This window comes from Mycobacterium sp. ACS1612, assembly GCF_001667505.1.
Classification (GTDB): Bacteria; Actinomycetota; Actinomycetes; order Mycobacteriales; family Mycobacteriaceae; genus Mycobacterium.
Genome location: NZ_LZHZ01000036.1, coordinates 1 through 21,593 on the forward strand (window position 1 = coordinate 1; position 21,593 = coordinate 21,593).

The 21,593-nt window shown below is 68.6% G+C and carries 14 protein-coding genes and 1 pseudogene; 1 reads left to right on the top strand and 14 read right to left on the bottom strand.

The genetic code is table 11. From position 1 onward, the window contains the following. Nucleotides 1-165 precede the first annotated feature (165 nt). The 14 genes and pseudogenes from A5724_RS16475 to A5724_RS34935 all read right to left on the bottom strand — a co-directional run. Nucleotides 166-1,131, bottom strand: coding sequence for a sensor domain-containing protein (locus A5724_RS16475; protein ID WP_067803913.1), 966 nt, complete (start codon nucleotides 1,129-1,131; stop codon nucleotides 166-168). A 51-nt stretch (nucleotides 1,132-1,182) separates the two neighbouring features. Beyond that, nucleotides 1,183-1,497, bottom strand: a complete 315-nt coding sequence (locus tag A5724_RS16480) for a DUF4190 domain-containing protein (protein ID WP_232004866.1) — start codon at nucleotides 1,495-1,497, stop codon at nucleotides 1,183-1,185. A gap of 37 nt (nucleotides 1,498-1,534) precedes the next feature. Continuing rightward, nucleotides 1,535-2,692: a hypothetical protein gene (locus A5724_RS16485; RefSeq protein ID WP_067803921.1), complete on the bottom strand. Its 1,158-nt coding sequence runs from the start codon at nucleotides 2,690-2,692 to the stop codon at nucleotides 1,535-1,537. Next, entirely contained in the window at nucleotides 2,689-3,618 is a 930-nt protein-coding gene (locus tag A5724_RS16490; RefSeq protein WP_067803924.1) for a hypothetical protein, read from the bottom strand. The genes A5724_RS16485 and A5724_RS16490 overlap by 4 nt, the downstream gene beginning before the upstream one ends. After that, nucleotides 3,618-6,041, bottom strand: coding sequence for a hypothetical protein (locus tag A5724_RS16495; protein WP_067803927.1), 2,424 nt, complete (start codon nucleotides 6,039-6,041; stop codon nucleotides 3,618-3,620). The genes A5724_RS16490 and A5724_RS16495 overlap by 1 nt, the downstream gene beginning before the upstream one ends. Next, nucleotides 6,038-8,044 (bottom strand): hypothetical protein, encoded by a 2,007-nt coding sequence (locus A5724_RS16500; RefSeq protein ID WP_067803930.1) that lies wholly within the window; start codon nucleotides 8,042-8,044, stop codon nucleotides 6,038-6,040. Before A5724_RS16500 ends, A5724_RS16495 begins: the two co-directional genes overlap by 4 nt. A gap of 2 nt (nucleotides 8,045-8,046) precedes the next feature. After that, the gene (locus A5724_RS16505) at nucleotides 8,047-10,701 is read right to left on the bottom strand and encodes a hypothetical protein (RefSeq protein ID WP_082965078.1); all 2,655 of its coding nucleotides are present in this window, start codon (nucleotides 10,699-10,701) and stop codon (nucleotides 8,047-8,049) included. 2 nt (nucleotides 10,702-10,703) lie between these two features. Beyond that, nucleotides 10,704-14,249 carry a tubulin-like doman-containing protein gene (locus A5724_RS16510; RefSeq protein WP_067803933.1) on the bottom strand — a complete coding sequence of 1,182 codons (3,546 nt, stop codon included), beginning with the start codon at nucleotides 14,247-14,249 and terminating at the stop codon, nucleotides 10,704-10,706. Further along, complete coding sequence (locus A5724_RS16515; RefSeq protein WP_197518687.1) at nucleotides 14,250-16,925, bottom strand: vWA domain-containing protein; 2,676 nt, start codon at nucleotides 16,923-16,925, stop codon at nucleotides 14,250-14,252. Next, complete coding sequence (locus A5724_RS16520) at nucleotides 16,926-17,456, bottom strand: hypothetical protein (RefSeq protein ID WP_156752317.1); 531 nt, start codon at nucleotides 17,454-17,456, stop codon at nucleotides 16,926-16,928. A gap of 5 nt (nucleotides 17,457-17,461) precedes the next feature. Beyond that, nucleotides 17,462-18,112: a DUF4190 domain-containing protein gene (locus A5724_RS16525; RefSeq protein WP_067803939.1), complete on the bottom strand. Its 651-nt coding sequence runs from the start codon at nucleotides 18,110-18,112 to the stop codon at nucleotides 17,462-17,464. 57 nt (nucleotides 18,113-18,169) lie between these two features. Then, nucleotides 18,170-18,862 (bottom strand): DUF4190 domain-containing protein, encoded by a 693-nt coding sequence (locus A5724_RS16530; protein WP_082965079.1) that lies wholly within the window; start codon nucleotides 18,860-18,862, stop codon nucleotides 18,170-18,172. A gap of 221 nt (nucleotides 18,863-19,083) precedes the next feature. Beyond that, entirely contained in the window at nucleotides 19,084-20,202 is a 1,119-nt protein-coding gene (locus A5724_RS16535) for a resuscitation-promoting factor (RefSeq protein WP_067804016.1), read from the bottom strand. Between the two features lie 333 nt (nucleotides 20,203-20,535). Beyond that, a pseudogene (locus A5724_RS34935) lies at nucleotides 20,536-20,730 on the bottom strand (transposase); the annotation flags it as partial. 312 nt (nucleotides 20,731-21,042) lie between these two features. Here A5724_RS34935 and A5724_RS16545 point away from each other — a divergent pair. Continuing rightward, entirely contained in the window at nucleotides 21,043-21,381 is a 339-nt protein-coding gene (locus tag A5724_RS16545; protein WP_067803946.1) for a hypothetical protein, read from the top strand. The last annotated feature ends 212 nt before the right edge of the window (nucleotides 21,382-21,593 follow it).

A 21,593-nucleotide genomic window follows, 5' to 3' on the forward strand; every position in this document is an offset into this window, starting at 1 on the left:
GATCACCGGACCCAACCACGCACTGCACGCCGTGCTCACGCTGCTGACCTTCTGGGCCTGCGGTGGCTGGGCCTGGATATGGCTGATTGTCGCCGTGGCTAACCGGCGTCGCGTGCATGTCGTGACCACACCCCCGCCGCCCCGGTAGGTGTCCCCCATCGCGCCTCAGCTCGGCACCCTGTCCAAGATGCGGTCGGCTATCGTCTGCACGCTGTCGCCAAGGTCGAAGCCCTGCGCGTCCACGTCGATGACGACATTCGCTTCCGATGTGATGGCCCGATCGGTGCTGAAACCGGATTTGCTACCGCGCAAAGTGTTTCGCAACACCATGACCGTGCCGTTTTGCACCGGTTCTCCGACGTCGAGCAGGAGCGGATTTCCGTCGACGATCAGCGTCACCGACTTCCCTGCGCAGCCGCGCCACTGGCCAACCGTCCGTGCCACGAGATTGGTTGCTGCTGCGGTGTTTTCAAACGTCGATGCGGTTTCGTTAAGCAGTATCATGCCGCTTTCCCCGTCACCAGAGAGCGCACGCGTGAAGGACGCGCGAAAAGAGCTGCGCTCATAGGCCGACGCACCCCCACCGAACAACGCGCCTATGCACTCGCGGGGGGTGACGTTGATTCCCTTGTCACCGTTGAGGCCTGGCCCCTCGTCTACCTTGGCGAGAGCGGGCGCATTGACCGCCTGCTTGACGTCGTCGATGCCCAGCAGAAGCTGCGGCAGCTGGGCCGCCTTGACCAGCCGCTCGTCCGGGGCGGCGGGACTCCTCGCAGCAGGAGGGGGCGACGCCGCGGTCGAGGGTCTGTCTGTTCCCGTGTCGACCACCACCCACGCGACCACCGCGACGAGCGCAATGACGATGAACGCGTAAGACAACGTCACCCCTACCAACGCCCGGTCGCGCCCGCGTTGCCCGGTGCGCCGGATCTGCGCAAGGCCGAGATGACCCAGCACGGCGCCGACGGGGGCGAACAGGAACGCGAATACCAGCGACAGCGTCGCGAACGTGTTCGTCTGCGAATGAGGCGGGGGCGGGGCCGATATGACCGGAGGCTCCGGATACGGATTAGCGCCGAACAAGTCATCGTGGTCGCGGCCGGCCGAGCCGCCATACCAGTCCTGGTTCATCTGCAGCTCACCTCCCCTCGACATTAGCGGCCTGGGCCATGCGAGCGCGCGTCATCTGGCGGGAACGCCTGCGGCCGCGACAAGCAGCGCCACGACGACCACCGTGATGAACACATACGACAGCGTCACCCCGACCAACGCCCGGTCCCGCCCGCGTTGCCCGGTTTGGTGGATCTGCGACAACGCGAGATGGCCGAGAATTAGACCCGCGGGTGCGAATACGAACGCAAACACCACCGACAACGTGGCAAGCGTATGGGTCTCCTGCTGCTGTGGTGCCGGCGTCTCGGGGGCAGCAGGAGCGCTCGTGAAGGGATCAAACGGATCGGCACCGAACGGATCTCCGCGGTAGCCGCCGTGCGTCATTTCCATCCTCCTCATCGACCCCCCAGGCCGCCACAGCTCACAACACCCCGGACCCCGATGTGACCCAACGTACGGGGTCCGCGCAGCGAAAGGGGGCGATACCGCGCGGGTGCAGGCGGTCACCGCTGGGCGGCTGGCCGAGTGAGGACACCACGAAGTACCGGTGCGTCAACCTCTTTCCGGTGGAAGGGTTTTCGACAGCGGCCACCATCGTCCCCGCATTCAGCCGCGTCAGCAGGCTGCGTACTTCTTCGTGCAGCAGTTGTCCGCCCGCCTCGTCGTAGGCCGGCCAGTCGGACGTGTCACGCGAATACGCCGCGCCGGCGTTGGACATGATCAGGCTCCACTCGGAGCCCTGCACATCGCGCAGTATCCGCAGGGCGTCGAATTTAGACAGGATCACCGCCAGCCTCGGGTGGCCGTGCCCGGTCGCCAACAGCACGTTGTTCAGCACGCTACGCGGGTCTCCCCCGCTGACCGACTGGGCGGGCAGCAGATCCTGCAACTGATCACGAATTGACTTGACCCGCAGTGGATCGAACATGAAGAAGACCGCGTCGGCGTTGGCGAAGAATCGGAACGGCGGCGCGCTCAGGTCCCCGGTCTCCAGATCCTCGCCCGCCACGTCACGCAGCACGAGGTAGCGCCGGACGTCATGCCAGATGCCGAGGCTGAAAATCAGGGGCTGCCGCTGCAGCGACGCCTGCGTGTGCACGGTCGGGGTCGGCGGGATGAGTCCGCGCTGCACGAAGAGCGGCGTCTCGTAGTGGGTGGAATACGCCGTGGCGGTGGCGCGCGTCGCGGGTTCCATTGAGGAGCCCAGGTTTTCGCACAGCAGCTGAAGTTGTTTGACCAGCACGGCGATGTACAGGCTCTTGCCCGTAGCGCGAGCGCCCGCCATGGCGATGCAGACGGCATGACCGTCGCGCCAGCCCTCCGGCAACGGGAAGTGACACACCGGGCACACTTCGACAACCGGGCCCTGCAGCGCCCTGCTGGCATCGGTCGCCGACGATGGCGGGCCGCGGTAGCCCGCAGGCCGGTCCCACCTGTAGAACGGCCCGCTCTCGGCGGGCGCGCCGTTGAACGCCGATGCGACCTCGTCGAGGTAGCGGCCGGCCCCGGCTTGCGGAGGCACCATCCACAAGTGGTGCGCCGAGGTCAGCACCGAAAAGCACCGCGGGCACTTCGTCACTTCAGCACCCCCACCAGAGCGGCGGTGATCCGGTCCAGCACCTGCGGGTGCGCCAGTAATTCAGCCGACGCGTCGTGACCCTGCCGGGGTGAGGGCAGCCGCGGCCCCGCCGCATCGAACCGGCGGTCATCAGACAAAACAATGATCGGAAAGCGTTGCCGCACATCGGAAGTCGGAATGTCAACGCAGGCGATGGTGCGGGGACCAGGCAGCAATCGCGACCAGCGCGCACCAGCGGACCACCGCGGCGTCGCGTTCCGCACCGCATCGGCCAGGCCCGCATCGTTGCGGCCGCCGACCACCACCGGCGTGACATCAGCCCCCACGAACACCGCCGACACGTTGCGGATGCCTGCCGCCGCGCCAACGCCGACCACGATGTCGGTGGCCGCGGCGGCGCTGCCGTCGGCGAACCACGGCCGCATCGACGCCGAAACGTCCAGGGCCACCACAACCGAATCGTCGGGCCGCGCCGGCGTGCGACCGATCAGCTGCCGCGCGGAACTGCGCGCCGCCGACCCAAGCGGGCTCAGCGGCACGTCGGCCACCGCGATGACGCCGACGTCGATGTGGGATCCGTTCGGCCGTAATGCGGCCAGCACCACGTCCGACTCGCCGCTCACGTCGACCGGATCGAACAGCACCTGCACCGGATCGACGTCCGCGGGGTTGTCGTGCGCGATTTCGAGATGAACGACGGTCCCGGCGCCGAATCTCGCCGCACCGACCGGTCGTACACCGACGGTCACCTCGCCTGCGATCTGCGGCAACACCGCGCGATGGGCAGTCGGGCGCACCACCGGCTGGTGCGCACCGGCGCGTACATCCAATTCCGCACCGGCAACGGAACCGGTGACGGACACCGCGAGTGCCTCGTTCTGAATGCTGACGCGCTGATTACGCTCGCCCACAACATAAATCGGCATCAGCGACGCTCCCTGGCCGCCACTGACGGCGCCACCCGCAGCTTGGTCAGCAGTTTCCGGTTTCTGCGCAGCGCTGCGCCTTCGGGTTCGGCGCCTGACATCTTCGCCATCAACACCGCCGCGTCGTCGATCTCCTGGTCGGTGAAGATCCTTGTGGCGGCTAGCTGTTGGGCGGCTTGCGCCAACACACCGTCCACGCCGCGGGCGCCCTCACGCACCAGACCGGCGGCCAGCACCGCCGGTGCCAAGACGACGTGCTGCTCGGTCAACGCCATCACCTGCGCTACCGCGTTGGCGCCGAGCGCCGGGTCCTCGGCCAGCGCCGCACATCCCGGCGGGTAGGGCTGACCCGTGATCGCCGCGAGCACCGCCAACGTCAAGAGGCGCACTGTGAAGTCCGGATGCAACAGGTCGGGGGCAACCAGGGAAAGTGCGGTGTCCCAGTGCGCGCTGCAGCTGGACAGGTAGGTCTCCGTGCGGCCTTCGTCGACCCACATCCGCGGCTCGAGCAGCCGCACGCCGGCGCACGCCACAGCGGTATCGTCCGCGTTGGCCTCCGTCACCGCAGCGGCCAGTTCTCGCAGTGCCGCCGAGTCCGGCGCGCCCACCAGGGTCAACAGCGCCGACTGCCCAGGCGGTGCGCCACCGGCGGCCGCCAGCAGCGCCGCCGGTTCCCACACGTGCGCGGCGGCCATCTGCTCAAAGCACGGCGATCCGCTGACGCGCAGCCACCACAACAGCAGCCAGCCGTCGACCGAGTCGGCCGTGGCGCGCGCCCCGCGAAGCGCCGCACGCGTCCATACGGCGTCCCACGGGCAGGCGTGCGCCAGCTCGGACGGAGCAGGCGCGGCGACACCCTCCGCCAGCCAGCCGAGTACGTCTTCGTCCAGCGCGCCCCGCAGCGACTCGGCGGCCAGCACCAGCCGAACCTGTGTGCCGGTGCGCTGCCCGAGCCGATGGACCAGCCGCGGACCGGAATGCGGGTCGGTCAGCGTTGGCACCACATCGCGGCGCAGCGCCGCCGGGAGCCGGTCGTCGTCGACACCGGCGCGCATCAAGAAATCGACCAGCCGCAGCACCTGCTCGGCGCCGACGTCACGCGCCTGCTCCAGCGCGGGCCCGATCGCCGCGGACAGTTCGGCCGGGATCGAGCCGCTGTCAAACTTCCTCGGGCCCAACGGGATTGGACCCAATTGACTCAACCAGGTGTCGTCGGTGATCGCGCGGCACGCATACGTCAGGTCGGCATGCTCAGCCGCCAGACCGGCGGGCGCGTGCTGCACCGCCTCCCAGGCGTCGGCGGTCCTGGTGCCGACCAACTGCGTCATGACTCCCGAAATGGTGGCGCCGGCCGCGGAGCCGGGGTCCACCCCGCGAGGGGTGTGCGCCGCGATGACGCTGCGCGCCTCGGTGTGGGCGTCGGCGTAGTTGTCCGCGCTCGCCACCGCCATCGCCATCGGCCAGGCCGGTGGCAGTGCGGTGTCCTGAACCTGGGTGGCGTAGCGGTCGATGTCGTCGAGCACCGCGCGCGCCGAGCCCGGCTCGAGCAGCACCACCTGCGCCATAGCCGACCAAGGCGTCACCGCGATGGGCTGCCCCGCCGACGTGCGATGTGGTTCTCCCCCAAGCTCACCCAACGACAGGGTCGCGGTCTCGTCGATCACCACCACCCCGGCGGGAACCGCGCGCACGTCGACGACCGGCACCGCGGTCAGGTGCTGCTCGTTGTGCAGCGCCGCCGCCACCTGGTCGGCGCGATCGAACGTGGAGAAGTTCAGCTGCGCGGCCGTGCCAGGCGACATCAGGAAACTCACCAGGCCGATCCACTGCGCGGCGGCGTCGACGGACTGTACCCCGAGCACCACCGGCGGGCCGCCGTCGAGCGCGGCGGCGACCGCGTCGAGCAGGCCGAACAAAGTGGCCAGCCGCCATGTGCTGGTGTCCAGCGCGAACGTCAGCACACTGTCCTTGGTAACCGCAACCGCCGGACCGGGCACCTCGTCGGGCAGGACGGCGCGCGCCACCGCGGCCGCCCCGTACGGACACAGCCAGCGCGGCGACCGCCAGCGCTGAATCGGCCGCTGCGGTGGCTCCGCCTCGGCAGCGCGGTCCAGCACGGCGTGGGCGAACACATTGCCGGGCCGGCCGGTGCTGTCGGATCCGGCCGGAACGGTATGCCAGTAGCCGGCTGTGCGGGCGTCGATGCGTCGGTACGCCAGCCGGCGCGGGCCCCGCTCGAGTTGTTCCGGTGTCGGGTAGGCCGGCAGCGGTTCGACGGCATGGAACGCGGTACGCATTCCGGCGAGCAGAGTTTGCGTTTCTCCGCCGGTCAACCCGCCTGCGACCTGCTTGATCTGCCAGCCGCCCGCGGAGCCCGGCGGGTCGAAGGACGTGTATGCCAGTTGGCCGTAGCGGTCGGTCATGGCGCCACCGCGGAGAGCCGCAGATTCTCGACCGGCGGGTCCAGCAGCGCGATCGTGCGCAGTCGCGCGGGCGACGGGGTGTTCACGAACAGCCGGATCCAGCCGCGCAGCCCGTGCACGTTGGCCGTCCACATCTCGCCGGTGCCGTGCGTCGTCAGCGCCGACCACCGCAGTTCCTTCGACGCCTCCCCGACGATCTGACCGTGTTCGTTGACCGGCACCGCGTCGACGGCTTGCCCGTCGTGCATCGACAGCGGGATGCGTTGCGGATTGTGGATCAACACGAACGCGGGAGAGCCGGGAAGCTCGTACTGCGAGCGCAACGCGACCGTGGCGTAACCGGGCCAGCCGTCGGGGTCCCTGGCGATCCGCACCGCGTACTGCAGGCGCAGCAGCCCGGCGTACTCCACGCTGCGGATCGCGCCCACAACGCGGCGGCCCGCCGAAAACGCCACCGGGGCCAGGTGCAGCGAGCACCCGGCGGCGGGTAACTCCTGGCGGGACAGCTGCATACCGCCGTATTTCTCGTACTCCTCCAGGGAGATCTCAAATGACTTGCCCGTCAACCCTTTTCGCGGATCGTGCCCCTTGGGCGCCAGATGCGCGACCACCGCCGCGGCGCCGGCAGGCCAGTCGAACGTGAGCACCTGTTTGTTGCAGTACTCCGCCAGGTTGACGTCGTGAATGACTCCGGTGCGTACCGAGGACACCGTGGTGCCCAGCAGTGCTCGACCGGTCAGCACGGTCACCGGGGTGAAGTAGGCCCGGCTCCAACTGTCGGGCCACGACACCCCCGACATCACCGCATTGTCGTGGCCGTGCTCGTCGCGGCGCAGAGACACCGGCTGCGTCAAGCGCTGGACCGGGTGCAGCCCGATCTGCTCGAGCGTGGCTTCGGGCAACTCGACCGCTTCTGCGCCCGCGCTGGGCGGGGTCTGGCTGCGGTAGATGACCACTGTGCCGGTCGGCGGCGGCGTCCACGTCAACTCGAAGCGCGTCCCGTCCTGGCTGTGGGCGCCCAACGACAGATCGGTCACCGGCGCCAGCACGGCCGACACGTCGACGGTCGCTTCGGTGGCCTCCGACAACCGGATGACACCGCCGATCGTGGCCGCGCAGCGCACCCGGTAGAGGTAGCGCTGCCCGCGCAGCGCCTCGGTGTCGACGAACCCGTCACGGGTGTCGCTGCCCCGCAGGATGCGGTGCTCGAGTCCCTCGCGGCCGGTCTCCTGCGCCGGGATGCGATAGACGAACACGTCGCTCACCGCCGACGGGACGGTCCACCGGCCGATGACCTGGCCGCCGTCTTCACGAATGGTGAAGTCCCGCACCGGGCTCACCAGCGCCGCCTCCGCGTGTTTGACCGGCTGAGCGGCCAACGCCTGTGCGCGGGTGGGTCCGCTGTTGACCCACACCTGGTAGTGGCGCACCGAACCACGCGGCGGCCGTTCGTCGAGCGCCGACGTAGCGGTGGTGACGCCGAGCAGATAGGCCCGGTCCGGCGAGTAGGGCGGGTCGTCTTCGTCGCTCACGATCCGATAGATGACGACGGTGTCATCCCCGGCGGGCGGGTATGGCGGCCACGTCAACTCGAGCGCACCGGACTGCGCTTCGTCGCGCCGCCGCCGCAGCCCGATGGGGTGCACGTCGCCGCGCTGCTCGCCCAACTGGAACGCCGCGAAATCATCTGTCTGATAAGGGATTTGCTCGGCAAGGGCATCGGTGGAAGGCGCGTTGTCAGTAACGACCGCAACGCTGCCCCTTCGGTTTTCCAGCTCGGCAAGCAGCCGGGCCATCTCGTCGGCGTGCTCGGCCGCCGAGGGCGGCAGCATGGCCCGGATCTGTGCGACGTCGGTGCGGCCCGAGCGCAGCACCAGACGAAGATGGGCTTCCTTGAAACTGGTGCGCGACACCGCACCGGCGTCGATGAGCCGCTGCCGCCACGCCATCAGCGCCGGCAGTCGCGGATCGTCGGCCGCGTCGATGTGCTGCGGGTCGGGCATCGCTAGAACACCATGTCCTGACGGGGCGGCACGTCGCGGCGCTCCCGCCCACCGGACGACGTCGCGTCCTGTTCGCCGTCGGGTGCCACGGCGACGCGGGGCGCGAACAGCGCAAAGTCGTAGGGCGGCAACCCATCACTGGCCTGCACCACCACGGCGTGGTACCCCAACCCGCCGCGCGCGACCGCGGCCTCGTCGACCGCGATGCTTGCACGACCCGCCGTCATGGCGGTGTGGGTGAACAGCGACGCGTCGAACGGGGCGGGCCGCCCGTCGCTGCGCTCGGTGATGCCCGCGCCGAATTGCCGGGCAGGCACGTGCCGTTCTTCACCGGGTATCAGGACCGTGCCGGTGAGCGCGTCGGCGACCTCACCGTGTCCCTCGGCGAACATCTGCTCGACTCGCGCCCACAGCGCGTCGGCGCCGGTGGGCTGAACGTGCCCGGAAGCGACCGCTGACGACCACTGATCCAGTCCGGATTGCGTGCCGATGCCCGGCATCCGGAACAGCATCTCGGGTTCTTCACGTAACCGTGCGGCCACCCCGTTGATCATGTCCTGCCACGGCTGGGTCAGCCAGCCAAGGGCGTAGAGGCGCCGCTGGATTGCATGTGCGGCGTCGGCGCCCTGCCGCTCGTCGGGGTCGGCGACACCGAGTTGGGTCGAGCGGGGCAGACCGTCCAAGAGCCGGCCGGGTGCGGGCTGCGCCACCGGTGCAGGCCCGAACGGCGCACGCAGCACCGCGCCCAGCACCCGGCACCACGACAGCAGCTGTCCGTACGCGGTGGACAGCCGGCTGACGTCCTGCAGCGCCGTACGCAGGTTGGCCTGCATGGTCTCCAGCTCGTCCAGCTGGGATTGTCGTAAGTGCTTTTCCGCGAACAGATCTCGCTGCGCGAACAGGAACAACGCCAGCGACGCCAGAATGTAGAGGCCGAGCATCACGCCGCCCGTCCACAGTGCGAACGGCCAGCGGACCCAACCCGCGGCCGCGATCCCGGCCAGCACGACGAGGACCAGAATCAGCGACCAGAAGAATGTTTTCAGGATGACGCCGATCGCCCGCTGGCGTGCCTGCAGTCGCTCGCCTGCCGACACCCGGTTGGTGGCCTGCTGGATCTCGCCCACCAATTGGGCGACCTCGCGGCGGGCCCGGTGCAGGAAGTCGGCGAGGATGGAACCGACTTGCCAGGCATAGCTTTTCGACACGAACCGTTGCCAGCCTTCTAATTCGGTTGCCGCGGTACGCGCTTCGACGCCGGCAGCGGGGTCGGAGTAGGCGCGTTGCAGCCGCTCGCGCAGGTCGGCAACGCCGAGCACATCGGCCGGTTCCACCGAGCTGACCCCGATGACTGCGGACAGCGAGGTGGGGATGGCCGAAAAGGATTCTGCGCCACTGGGAACCACGTCGGAGGCGACGGCGAGCACACCGACCCCCGAGCCGACCGGAACCGGATCCAGCCCCGCCGCGCGACGGCCCCCGTCGGCCAGGGTCAGCGCCCCGCTGACGAAATCCGTCCACAGCGCGCTGAGGTCGCGCTGCGCGAGATGTTGCGGCGGCTCTCCACCCAGCGCGGTGTTCAGCGTGTCGGCGCTGCGGCCCACGTGCTGCCAGTTGGCCACCTCGGTGTTGGTGACCACCGCAAAAGCTGAATCCCTGCCGCCGAACACCGTGCCCTGCACGGTGCTCGCCAGCACCGACGACACCGAGCCCGTCACCGCCGACCACCACGCCCCTGGCGCCTGCCGTAGCGCGGCGCCCATGAACGTCACGAACATCCGCAATGCCGCCCATATCGAAATGGCTTGAGGGCCAACACCGCTGGCTGATAGCCGCGGCCCGCGGAGGACGTCTCTATGCTTGGTCCACAGCGCCCTGGCCATGGTCTGCGTGGCGGCGGCAACATTCTCCACGTAGACGACGGGCACTTCACCGCCGCGGGGTAGTGGAAGGCGTCCGGCTGGGTCGAACAGCTGGGTGCGCAGGCGCTCTTCGACCTCGCTGCTGTCGAGCCGGCGGTAGAACGCCCGCACCGCGCGCATCGTCTGCCCGGGCAGGATCTCCAACCTGTCGAACGGTGTCTGCTCCAGTCCTGCCCACAGTCCGGCGAGGCCGGCGATCACCGGTGCGGTGCGTTGGGCGAACTCGAGCGGGTCGGTGGTCGGGCCGCTCGGCACCGCACCCAGGCCGGGCGCGGCCGAATCCTCAGGCGCGACAAGCAGGTTGTGCCACCCCTCGAGCACCATGGTCGAATCCGGGGCCGCCGGGACAGCGTCGCCCTGGGTCAGCAGCACACGCAGCAGAGTGATGCGCGCACCCATCGAACTGCTGCGCACGATCTGCTCCACGGTCTGTTCGACCGCCAGAGGCACGCGCTCTTCGGACGGCACCTCGACGGGCACCAAGATCACCACCCTGATCCGCTGGTAGCGCTCGGCGGTGAGCAACTGTTGCAGCACCGCCGGGACGGCTCGACCGTCACGCAGCACGGTGGCCGGGGTGCCCGCGCCACCGACGTCGGCGGCGTCCACCCACACCAACGCGGCGAGCAGTCCGACAGCGGAATAGTCGGCCAAGACCGCGAAGATCTCCTCCGTCCTGGCGTGCGGAGCGACCAACACCGTCAGCGCCTGCTGCGAACTGCTCGGCATCGACATCGTCAGAACGTTCCGCCCTCCGGGATCACCAGGGGCCCGTCATCGGCATAGCCGGTTCTGGCGGCCGCCGCGCCCTGCGCCAGCGCGGCGGCCTCGCGCTGCAACAACCGGATGAGGGCTTCCGTCGCCCAGAACACGTCAGGGGCGAGGTCGCGGAAGATCGGCGTCTTCGACGCCGTCGACCGGGTCGGGATCGATGTGAACACTCCGCCGGAGGCCGCCCCGGGCATGTCCCCCGGCAGATACTGCGCGGCGACGTCGCGCACATTCGTCAGCCACTCCTGCGCGGCGGCGGCGCGCTGCTCGGGGCTTTCGGCCGCGGCGATCGTCTCGATCCGCGGCGTCACGCCCGGCACAGCGGCGCTGCCGGTGAGGAACTCGCGCAGCACGTCGCTGGCCGACAACTCGACGATGCCGCTGGCCGGATCCTGCGAATGTGCGTCGTAGAGTTCCCGCAGCACGCCATACGGCCGCAGCGTGTGCATCACCGGCGGCTCGTGGGACTGGGCGATCGCAAGCAGGATGCTCTCCAGCACTGCGGGCAGCCAGTCATAGGTGGCGATGAACGCCGACGGCGGTGTCAACAGCGGGTTGGGAAAGTTCAGCCAGTGCCCGGCATCGGCGTCGTAGATGCGCACCGCGTCGGTGTACGGCGAGTCCGGGATGTGAATCCGGCCCACGATCTGGCCGAGGAACCATCCCGCGGTCATCGCGCGGCGCTCGTCGTCGGTCATCGGCAGTGACGCCGGCAGGGGTCGCGCGCGCCGATAGCGCCAGAACGTCCCGCGGCCCGGCCCGGCGATCCGGGCCCACTGCTGGGCAGCGGGCTTGAGCACCGAGTCGAACGCCAGCGGCGAGTAGTTGGGATAGGAGCCGAAGATGTCCACCCGTGTCACGCTGTCCTCGTCCGACAGCGAACGGTGGTAGTTGTCCTTGGTGGCCTGGTCGATACGCGGGTTGGTGCGCAGCACGTCGAACAGCGCGTCGGCGACGGGCTGGCCGGCGAAGGGCACCTCGGAGAACTTGTAGCGGTACTCGGTCTGCTGCCCGGGATGCACCCGCTGCAGCGCTTCGTCGTTCACGCTGGCCAGCGGGCGGGCCAGCGACAGCGCCTCGGCGAACTTGGTGGTGATGTCCCGGCGGCGCATGACCAGTTCCGATTCCGCCGCGCCCGCGCCCTGCACGAAGTCGCGCAGCGACACCTTGCAGAACTCGTCGAACGACTCCCCCGGCCTGCCCACATACAGCCGGGCCCGGGTCAGCAGCTCCGCCGGGCGGGTGTGCACGTCGAACTGTGCCATCGACGGCACCCGGGGCCGGCTCGTCTCGGGGTCGGTGCCCAGGGCGCGGGTCACCCAGGTCGCGGTGCGTTCGATCAGACCTCCCGGTGCGGACACCCCGCCGGTCGTGCGCCACTGTCCCAGGATCACCTGTGTCGTCGCGTCGTCGATGGCGGTGCGCAGCGGCACCATTGCGTTGGCACCTGCCACGGCCTTGGGCAGATCGAGCTCGTAGCGGCCCTTGAAGGCCGACGAGCTGATCAGCAGGACCTCGTTGTTGGCTTCGGCGAACCGCGCGGGCACCAGCTCGTCGGCGTCGGCGGGCCAGGCCGCGTACTGGTCGGTGGTCAGCCGCGCGAGCCCGACGTCGGTGGGCACCTCCGCGCGCGCCTGCTCCAGCAGCACCATCGCTTCGCCGAGCGCGTCGCGCAGTGGCCGCAGCAACTCGGCGCCCACCACTCTCATCACATCGGCGATGCGCCCGGCGGCGTCGGCGAACAGTTGGCGTCGCACGCCTGCGCGGAACCCGTCCAGCGCCGTCGCCAGCACCTGATCGGCGTTGGTCATCACCCCGCGCATCGAGCGCAGCGCCGCATCCACTTGCGGCGGCACCGCGACGATGTCCTGCGGGCCCATCGTCGCGAGCTGCGCCACCCCCGGGGCGAGCACGTCGTCGATGTGGCGGCGTAACCGGTCGACCAGTTCCCGGGCATAGGGCAGGCCCATCGTCGCGATCGTCCCGCCCACCACTTGTTCGATGCGCCCGGCGAACTCGCGGTGCCAGCTGAACGCCATTGCGTAGGCGGCGTCGTCGCAGGCTCGCAGGAGTTCGCTGCTCCGGTTGCGAAGAGCCTGACGGAAGATCGGGACCCATTGCTCTGCGGTCATGCCCTCCGGGTTGGGCAGATAGCCTCGCAGCTGCCGGTCGATGAGCCCGTTGACGGTGGCGGCCACCGACTCGGCGGCGAAGGCCTCAGACCCGATCCAGCGGCCGAGGATGCCGGTCCTGGTCTGCTCGTCGCCGGGGTTGGCCGGCAGATCCAGCTCGGCGCAATGCGCCTGCCACTGGCTGCTCAGGAGCGAATCGAGTTGCTCGGTGCTCGACGCCGGGTTGCCGGCCTGCAGATGTCCGAACAGCAGCTTGTCCACGCAGCTGCGCGCCAGCCGTTGCGCGGCGTACTCGGCGTATCGGTCGCGGCCCATGCTCAAGCTGGCAAAACCGTAAGTGCCCCAAGGTAATACGTCCCACGCAGAGATGCCCCAGCCGAGCAGGTCGCGGTCGCCCTCCGGCGACGCCGTATTGCCCAAGTCGTAGGAGACGAACTGGTCGCTTGCCGCGCCGCTCATCATCAGCCCCGCCAGGCCGCGGGCCAGTCCGCGGTACACGGCCCACTGCGAGCCGTCCCCGAACAGTGTGCGGTCCGCGCCGATGAACCGGCCCACCGGGAACACCCGCGCGAACGGGATCGGCTCTCCTTCGCCGTGCTGGTGGCCAAGCGCCCGCATCAGCCGGACGTCGTGCTCGCGCGCCGAGCCCGCTTGGCTGGCCACGATCTCCCCAAGCATGGCAAGCGAATTGGCGCGCACCCCGACGATGGAGCTTTGCGGAAGCGAATCAAAGATGTCGGGCGTCACCATGAAGACGCCCATCAGTTTCGGGTCGAGTCCCGACACCAGCGTCAGCAGCCGGCACACATCCAGCGCCATCGACGCCCCTGCGCCGCCTGCCATCGACGAGACCACCAGCACCAGCGGCGGCTCGTTGGGGTCGAACTTGCCCATGCCCGGCACGTCGACGGTGGACATCTGCGAGATCGTCTCGACCCGGAACAGGGCATCCCACGCGTCCTGCAGGCGGGTGTGGATCTCGGTGGCCTTGCTGAGCGTGATCATCCGGCCGATGGCCCGGTACTGGCCTGCGCCCGCCGAGATCGGGATGGCCACCTCCTGCGGGTTGCGTGGCGCCCAGGTGGCGATGGTGTCCAACGCCGATTCGGCGGCCAGCCGCTGCGACACTGCCCCGTCGAGGATCGCGTAGCTGCTGCCCTGCGGTCCGCACCCGATGTACGTGCCGCCCTGCTCGGGCACGTTGGCCAGCCCCTCGGGGCCGGTCTCGGGCGCGCTCGGGACGTCGATCTGAACGAATTGCCAACCGCCCAAGAGCCTTTCGATGCCTGCGGCGTGCAGCTCGGAGCGCAGCTGATCCATGATGAACGCCAGCGTGGCACCGCCGGAACCACCGCATCCCACTATGAGGAACCGTCGCATTCACTTTCCTTCCCTGAACGGGTCGAACGGATCTGGGTCGTAGGCCGCCGGAGCACCCGTCGCGGGTTCGCCGAACGGCGAAACCGCTTGTCGCGCTTCCTCATCCGAGACAGCCAGGCCGGCTTGGACCGCCCGCAGCCGCAGCCCGTCGAGCAGTTCGGGCAGTCGACGGCCGACGTCTTCGTAGAGCCGCTCACGTGCCGCGGTGTCGGTGCGCCCGCCGACCAGCAGCAGCACGTCGGCGACGTTGGCCGGTCCGCGGGGATCGTGCAGGACCACCCATTTGTTGTGCACGGCCAGCGGCAGCACGGCGCGCAGCCCGGTGCGGTCGGTCGCAGGCAGCGCCGAACCCACACTGATCAGACCGTCGGCGTCGACGGTCACATGGCCGGGGCCGAACGGGCTGCGGCCGATGGTCGTGGTGAGCGTGACGCCTTGCACCGAGACTCGGCGAGCGCCGCCGGCCAGGCCGGGCACCGGCCGGATCAGGTCGGTGTCTGCCAACGCGAAAGGTTGCCCGTCGCGCAGCACCACATCGTTGGTCACCTCGACCGGGATCCGATCGGCCAGCATCGGCGTGTCGGGGATCTTGCTGACCCACCACTTCGCCGCGTACAGCAGCGCCAGCGGGATGCCCGGACCCAGCAGTAGCGCAGCCAGGAACACCAGGACGAAGTTGGTGGTGTTCAACGGCTTGATCAGCGATGCGACGAACGGCACATCCACGACCTGTGCATCGCCAGGGTTGTCAAGGGCGGCAACATGTATCGGCACCGTCCCCGTCAGCCCACCGTGGCCGTCGCGGTCGGTGCGCAGCGTCACCGGCAGCTGCCCGGTCTGGCCCGCCTGCACCTTCACGCAGTTCTGAGCGGAGTTCGCCGTGGAGGACAGCTTCGCGGTGCCGATGTCATCGGGTGCGGCCGCCACCTTGGCGGCATCGGTGTCGGCGATCCAGGCGCAGCCCGGGCCGGTGATGGTGAGCGACGCGGTCGCACCCTTGGCCGCTTCCACGGTGCCGAAATCGATCCGCTCGCCCGGTACCGGCAGGCCGAGCTTGGGCAGGATCTGCACGGGGACGTCGACGTCCTGAGGTGACAGTTGGGTGCCGGGCGCGATCTGGGCGCCGGAGGGGTCGGTGGCCGGCGCGGTGGTGATCACCAACGACATCCGCAGCAGCGCGCGCCCGGGATTCACTTTCGTCAGGTCGGCGTCGACCGGGTTGGCGATGTCGGTTTTGGCCACGGATTCCAGCAGTGGGATGGGTGCCGCGCCGTCGGGTGCCAGCGCCGCCGACATGGTGGCGGTCCCGGCCAGGTCCGTCGGTTGCATGGGCTTGCCGGAGCCGTCGACGAGACCGAACGTCAGACCCTTCACCACTTGGCCGCTGCGCCACGGAACTTTGTCGGCGTTGGCGAGCGCCGGAAAGATGTCGGTGGTGATGTGGATGGAGACCCGCGATACCGCGTCGGGGTGCTGACCGGTGGTGTCGACGTAGACGATCGCCCACTGACCGGGCCATTGCGGGCCGCCGGTGTTGCGCAGCGAAATGGTCTGCGCTGAATCGGATTGCCACTCATAGCTCACCGGCACGCCGTCGACGTCGGTGGTGTTGCGGCCGTCCTTCTTGGGCAGTTCGACGGTCTTGCCCGACGGCGAGATCAGGTAGGGCACCACCCCGGCCACTCCGCCGGAACCCAGGATGTCGACCGACTTGATGGAGCGGTCCAGCGTGAAGTTGTGCCGCGCCTCCGGGCACACCCGCAATTGGCAGACCGGGCCCTGCCCGGTGGTGCCCGGGTCCGGGTTGAGCGCGTCGAACCCGAACAGCATGTCGTCGATGTTGGAGACGGGATAGAAGTCACCCGGTATCGGGTCGATGATGTTCCCGCACGCCATGCCGTTGAGTCCCTGGGCCGTGCTGATCGCCGACATCACGTCGAAGTCGCCGGGGGTCTTGTTGGCGCCCAAGCCGATTCCCAGCATGATGATGCCACTGCTGCGCAACTGGTCGGCGACGCCGCCCGGCCGGCAGATCGACTCCACGGCCCTCTTGGTGGTGTCGGCCACGCCCGTCGGGCTGTCCAGGCTGACCCCGTCGGCGTAGGGCTTGGAGGTGGCCCGCTGGGTGAAATCGATCTTGCCGTCGGAGAACCATGCGATGGCCTGGCAGCGCTGCCCGCCGTTGGGTCCTTGTCCGCGGGTTGCCAACTCCTGGCGGGCCCCGTCCAGCGCCAGCCAGTAATCGGTGTCGATACCGGTGTTCCTGGTGGCGATGCTGGACAGCTGGGCACCGACCTGGTCGGCGGTGGACGCGGTCAGCTTCGTCCAATCCTGTTCGCGCGTATAGGTGTCCGAGAATCCCGCGGTGGCGACCTCGAGATTCGCGCCCACGCGGTCGGCGTATCTGCCCAGCGTCTGCAGCAGGTAGCGCGCCGCCTGCACCCGGGCCGCCTGAGGATCGGTGCCCTGCAGGCTGCTGGACTCGTCGAACAGCAGCACCAGGTCGCCAGCCTTCTGGGCGGCCAGGCAGGCGCCGAAGCGCTTTGCGCCGCCGCCGGACGGCTCGGCATGCGCCGACTGGATCGACCAGCCGGCTACCGCCGCGATCATCAACGCGACGGCGAAGAGCTGCGCGATTCGCTTGAGCGGCAGCATGATTCGCGGTGTCTTGGACATCTACTGCCTGCCCGCCCACAGCGCGATCTGCCACGCGCCCAATGCGATGCCCACCAGACACACGACGAGCACAGCCCAGTACAACCGTGCCGCCCAGCGTGGCGCCGAATAGATCGACTCGGTGCGCCTGCGGGTGTCGACACGGGTGTAGACCGCCAATGCGCCGATTGCGAGCGGACCTGCCAGAAGCCAGCCCGCCAGCGCGGGCGCCAAGACGCCGCCACCGCCGGTGGCGCTGACCACGGCGAGCACCACCCCAGCCGCGGCCGTCACCAGCGCCACGCCGAACCACTTGAGCGGTGGCCCGGCGGTGGGCAACGTCTCCGCCGTGATCGCCTGGCCGAAGGTGTCACGGTCGGAGGCGTCCTGGCGTCGCTGCCGCGGCTGGGTCTTCGGCTGATTGGCCCAGGGATCGAAGCCGGTGGAGAAGTCGGCACCCGACGGTCGCGAACCCGAGCCGGTGCGCGGTCCGGCGGGACCTCCAGCGGACGGGCCGAAGTCGCTGAAATCGAACGGATCGGGTTGACTCATCGGCATCAGTAGGGGTTCAGGCACAGGGCGAAGGAGTGGTCGCGCGGCGCGGCGACGTAGACGGAACGGCATTCGTAGTTGGCGGAGACCCGCGCGGTGACGGTGTACACCCCTTCCTTGTGCGCGCAGTCGACCTTGAACAGGTCCAACGCGTCGTTGCCCTCGTCGCTGCGCAGCTGAATCTCAACGCAGGTGCCGACCGGCACCGTGGCGAGGTCGAGTTTGATCCGGGGAACGACTGGCGCGGGGGCCACCGAGGTCACCGTCGAGGGTCGGCGCGGAGCCTGATACGGGGTGGTGGGCGTCGACGACTGGGCGATCCCCTGGCCAGGGTTCGAATCACTGGCCAGCCACCAGATGAGGGCGGCGATCAGCAGCACACACATCAGATAGCCGATGACGAGTCCAGCGATCGCGGCGTTGCGTCCGCGTTCGCCGGTGCGGCGGATCTGCGGCAGAGCGAGGTGCCCCAACACCACCCCGGCCGGCGGTACCACGACGGCGAAGATCGGCGACAGCACCGCGAAGGTGTTGTAGTCGGCAGACGGTGGACCATAGCGGAACGGGGTTGTGCTCGGTGGCGCGGACTGGTCTCCGTACGGCGTCCCGAACGGATCCGCCGACTGCGGCTCGAAGGGATTACCGCTGGGGCGCATCGGAGCACCTCGCCAGCGGCCCGCTACGGCCAGTCAGTGAACACAACCTCATCATCATCAGCCTCGGAAATCCGAGATGCACGCGAATACAGTTTCTCCCCTGTCGAACAGTGTCTGGCCAGGGCATGCACTGCTCCGCAAGATCTGGTCTACCCGAAATACGCCGTCGCGGACCTCGCAGCGCACCGGAAAAATGAGGATGACGTTCGTGTCGGGCCCTTTGGTGGGGTCCGGCTGAGTCTGCTGGACCTCGACGCAGTCGCCCACTCGAAGCTGCTCCACTCTGACCGTCGGCCGCTGCGGCGGGGGCGGCGTGAAGACCGTGGTGCGTGGGGGTGGCGCGGGTTGTGTCGGCGTCATTGTGGCCGTCGGTTGGTTGGGCGGTGAAGGGGATTCCGAGCCATCGGCGAGCAGGAGCCAGATCACCAGCGCAATCACCGCCAACACGATGATCACGTAAGAGATGGTGATGCCCACTATCGCTCGTTCGCGACCGCGTTGCCCGCGCCGCTTTATCTGTGAGAGCGCAACGTGGCCCAGGGCCGCGCCGACAGGGGCGAACACGAACGCAAACACGATCGACAGGGTCGCGAACGTGTTGACTTCACCGCCTGGCGGGAAGACCGGACCTGTCGTCGTAGGAGGACCGGTGGTGAGCGGCGGCAGGTAGCCCTGGGTGCTCGGCGGACCACCGACGGGGTCCGGACCGAACGGGTCGGGCTGACCGCCCCCGTACCCCCCGTGCGTCATCTGGTTACCTGCCCTGCTCCGACGTCCTTGTCGGCACCGATTCCATCACCATCAATGGTGCGCCATCCGCAGAATTAGGGTGCGAAATGCGATCGTGATGCAGCTGGGCCGAAGCCGTCGACAGCCCGGAAGTCAGGCTGTATGACGCGCTAGCGCATCGTGCGCCTCTGCGGGCGATATTCGACCCAACGACTGCCGATCACCGCTGAGCACGCGAATGGTCAGCGCAACCTCGCTCTGACGCTGCATACCGGCCAGGCGCCCCAGCCCTGAACTGCCCGAGTCACCTCGGCGATTGCGATCTGCTCTTCCCGGGTGGCCAGGTCTGCTCGCGGCGCGTAACGCAGTCCACCGTGCCGGTCCCACGTGCTCTGGTCGAACTGCACGCCCCCATAGAAACCGTTGCCGGTGTTGATCGCCCAATTGCCTCCGGACTCACAGGCACTCAGCGCGTCCCAGGTCGCACCGTTGCGCACCGGCGGCACCTGGGTGCCCGGCTTGGCACCGACCCGCAGCACCAAGGGCCGGGCGGGTGCCACGATCTCGTTCTTCACGGGCGACCGCGCGGTTTCGACGCCGTTGACGGTCGACACCGTGAAGGTGACAACCTGGGTTCCAGTGGTGCCCAGGTCCTCCACAACGTGGCGGCTCATGTTCATCGTCGGATCCTGGATGTGATACGCCCGGGGCGGCAGCGTGATCCGCGTGGTGACGGTGAACGTCCGGATACGAGTGACCGCGATCTTCATGCCCTCGGTGACCGACGTCGACGCCGGCGGGAACACTTGGTCGCGTTGCGCGAGCGGCGCACCGGCCGCCGCTAGCAAGAGCCTCACATTAGGCGCCGCCAGCCGCCGGTCGCTGGCCACACCGCCGTCGACGATATGCACCTTCTTCGCGCTGACCAGCGACAACACCATGCCGGCCAATGGCACTCGGCTGAAACGAGATGCCGCGGCAGGCGCGGCGTCGCGCATCGACAACTGCTGGAGGGCCTCGTCGACCGTCGAGGCCGTCGTCCACGTCTGCCTGATCGGCCCACCGTCCACCGACACCTGCAACGGCCGGCCGCGTTTCAGCACGATGGTGTCGGACTGATGGACCGGCTGATCGGCGGACGGATACAGCTGGTCGTGGTTGTCGACAGCGAAGCCGTTTTCCCGCACCACGTCAATCACCCGCGACTTCATCGTCGAGACCGTCATCGGTGAGCCGTCGACGGTGAGCGTGAGCGTCTTGTGCATCGCGACGGCGAATCCTCCCGCGAACGCCACCGCCAGCAACAGCGCGCCGACCACCGCCCGCCGCCCCTTCGGTCTCGCGGTCGTGTGCCCCGCCATCCCACTGGCCGCAGCCCTGTCGCCGCGGACATCGGCCCGGGCGCCCAACACCCGGCCCGGCCCGGTCTTGACGTCCAGGGACGCCTTGGTCTCGTAGATCCTGGCCAGCCCAATATCTCGTCGCCGCAGTCGCTGCGGTTGCCGGCCGACACGACGATTTGTCCCGAACGCCGCGTCCTCGGCTTCATCGACCCGTTCGGCGCCTATCAGGAGGGCCGCGACCTCCTCCACGAGAGCCCTGTCCTCTGCGACACTCGTCCCGTCGAGAGCGGCCCGCCGTGACGCCAACGCCTGCTCGCACAGGTATCCGAGCGCAGACAGGTGCTGTCTGCGGAAATCGGCGATCGCTCGGAAGCCCGGGGACGCGCCGGCGGTCAGCCACCGAAAGGCCACATCATCGACGCATTTGCGTTCAATCATCCGCGACGAGCACACCCCGGTGGTGTACGCGTACAACAGGAGCGCCATCAGCCGCGGATCGTAGGGCGGCGCACCGCGCGGCTCGTCATACGCAACCCGAATGCGCACAAGATCCAAATGCTCGTCGACCAACTCGGCAACGAGCCGGGCGAAGTGATTCGCCGGCAAGCGGTCACTAGGCGGAACGCACGGAATGTCTTGTTCGGCGGGCAACTTCGGCCTCGCCGAGCTGGGCGTCTGCGCGCTGTTCAAGACCTACCTTGAACAACTTGCCATCGGCGAGCTCATCAGCCGCACATCATTCCGCGCTTCGACCCTCAACCCGATCACCCCGCCCGGCGTGTTGCCGACTCAGGTTTGCGGCGCACCGACACCAACTACGCTCGCCGCAGACCGAGTTTCGTGACCCGTTGCAGGCCGATGACGACATCCGGCGACAATTCAGCGCGGGGCTCGATCTTCACACTTGCGATTCCGGTGGCCGTCGCCGGCACAGGAAACGCCGTAGCAGCCGGCGCGGCACCGCTGCTCACCGCCGACCGGCGTGTGGGCGCCGACGGCGACTTCACGATCGGTTTCAACGAAGCCGCCGTTGGCCTACCCCTTCCCGAAGCCTTATTGATGCTGGCACGGGACCGGCTTCGAAAAGAGGTCTTCGACGAAGCCACTACAATCGTGAAGCGGATGCCTCGGCGAACTCGTTTGGCTTGCACAGGAATTGAGAGTCTCGGGTGCACTGCGGCACAATGCGCGACCTGAAGATCGAATTGGTACCACCACCGGGTAACCACGTTTAGCGCCGTGTCGCCGCTGAATGACTCTTGCGGATGCCCGGCGACGAGCGACATTATCACTAATTATGTAGTCGCTCACACGGATCGAGCGAGTTTGTCGCTTCGGATAGCTAGTTCGATCGACGCGACGCCGCGAACGCCGCCGTACTGACCGTTCGACGAACTGGCCGACCCGGG

Coding starts and splice junctions, on each gene's coding strand:
- A5724_RS16475 (WP_067803913.1), bottom strand. CDS start 1,131: ATGAACCAGGACTGGTATGGCGGCTCGGCCGGCCGCGACCACGATGAC.
- A5724_RS16480 (WP_232004866.1), bottom strand. CDS start 1,497: ATGACGCACGGCGGCTACCGCGGAGATCCGTTCGGTGCCGATCCGTTT.
- A5724_RS16490 (WP_067803924.1), bottom strand. CDS start 3,618: ATGCCGATTTATGTTGTGGGCGAGCGTAATCAGCGCGTCAGCATTCAG.
- A5724_RS16495 (WP_067803927.1), bottom strand. CDS start 6,041: ATGACCGACCGCTACGGCCAACTGGCATACACGTCCTTCGACCCGCCG.
- A5724_RS16500 (WP_067803930.1), bottom strand. CDS start 8,044: ATGCCCGACCCGCAGCACATCGACGCGGCCGACGATCCGCGACTGCCG.
- A5724_RS16505 (WP_082965078.1), bottom strand. CDS start 10,701: ATGTCGATGCCGAGCAGTTCGCAGCAGGCGCTGACGGTGTTGGTCGCT.
- A5724_RS16510 (WP_067803933.1), bottom strand. CDS start 14,249: ATGCGACGGTTCCTCATAGTGGGATGCGGTGGTTCCGGCGGTGCCACG.
- A5724_RS16515 (WP_197518687.1), bottom strand. CDS start 16,925: ATGTCCAAGACACCGCGAATCATGCTGCCGCTCAAGCGAATCGCGCAG.
- A5724_RS16520 (WP_156752317.1), bottom strand. CDS start 17,456: ATGAGTCAACCCGATCCGTTCGATTTCAGCGACTTCGGCCCGTCCGCT.
- A5724_RS16525 (WP_067803939.1), bottom strand. CDS start 18,112: ATGCGCCCCAGCGGTAATCCCTTCGAGCCGCAGTCGGCGGATCCGTTC.
- A5724_RS16530 (WP_082965079.1), bottom strand. CDS start 18,862: ATGACGCACGGGGGGTACGGGGGCGGTCAGCCCGACCCGTTCGGTCCG.
- A5724_RS16535 (WP_067804016.1), bottom strand. CDS start 20,202: ATGGCGGGGCACACGACCGCGAGACCGAAGGGGCGGCGGGCGGTGGTC.
- A5724_RS16545 (WP_067803946.1), top strand. CDS start 21,043: ATGACGACATCCGGCGACAATTCAGCGCGGGGCTCGATCTTCACACTT.